The organism is Halomonas sp. ND22Bw (genome assembly GCF_003011945.1).
Classification (GTDB): domain Bacteria; phylum Pseudomonadota; class Gammaproteobacteria; order Pseudomonadales; family Halomonadaceae; genus Halomonas; species Halomonas halophila.
Window position 1 is genome coordinate 1 of record NZ_PXWD01001821.1, and the last position, 234, is coordinate 234.

1 protein-coding gene is annotated in these 234 nt (G+C 71.4%); it reads right to left on the bottom strand.

The genetic code is table 11. From position 1 onward, the window contains the following. Positions 1–234: ImcF-related family protein (locus CVH10_RS24560; protein ID WP_146143416.1), on the bottom strand; the 234-nt coding region annotated here is incomplete at both ends.

Below are 234 nucleotides of genomic sequence, written 5' to 3' on the forward strand. Positions count from 1 at the left end.
TCGGCCACCACCACCGCCTGGTGAAGGTCGGGCAGCGGCACCAGGCGGATATCGGCCAGGGACTCGCGCCAGGTGACGTGATAGTCGCTGGCGTAGCGCTCGCGCCGCGCCTCCTGCAGGCGCCGGCGGTCGGCCTCGCTGAAGTCGATGTCGTCGCGCTGGCCGCGCACCCAGGTATCGCTCAGCGCCAGCTCGGTGGCCTGGTCCAGCCGTTCGAGGAAGTCGCCCTCGAAG